The 283-nt window shown below is 62.9% G+C and carries 1 pseudogene; it reads right to left on the bottom strand.

Annotated features, from left to right (window positions below):
• Positions 1 to 283: pseudogene (locus SB725_RS30790) on the bottom strand (MFS transporter); the annotation flags it as partial.

Raw genomic sequence — 283 nt, 5'->3', positions numbered from 1 at the left:
GCATCCAACTGCTCACGCCCAGAGGAATTGCGCCGTAGGCAACACCCCACACCAACACCGCCAACGTCACGCCCCAATCCTGCAACCCGGGCAATGCCAATTGCGCGATCACCATCAGCAACACCACGGCGCCCAGCGACGCACGCAAGTGCGTGGTGATGCTCCCGGCCATGGCGAAGTTCGCCAACATGCCGACCAGGCCAAATCCGAGCAGAATCGCGGTGATCGCGCTCGGCGAAAAACCGGCGTCATGCCCCAGGAACGGCGCAATGTAGGTGTACGC

Source organism: Pseudomonas sp. SIMBA_041, assembly GCF_046535095.1.
Lineage (GTDB): Bacteria > Pseudomonadota > Gammaproteobacteria > Pseudomonadales > Pseudomonadaceae > Aquipseudomonas > Aquipseudomonas mucoides.
Note: the sequence above shows the minus strand (reverse complement) of the source record. Positions and strands in the feature narration are given on the sequence as shown.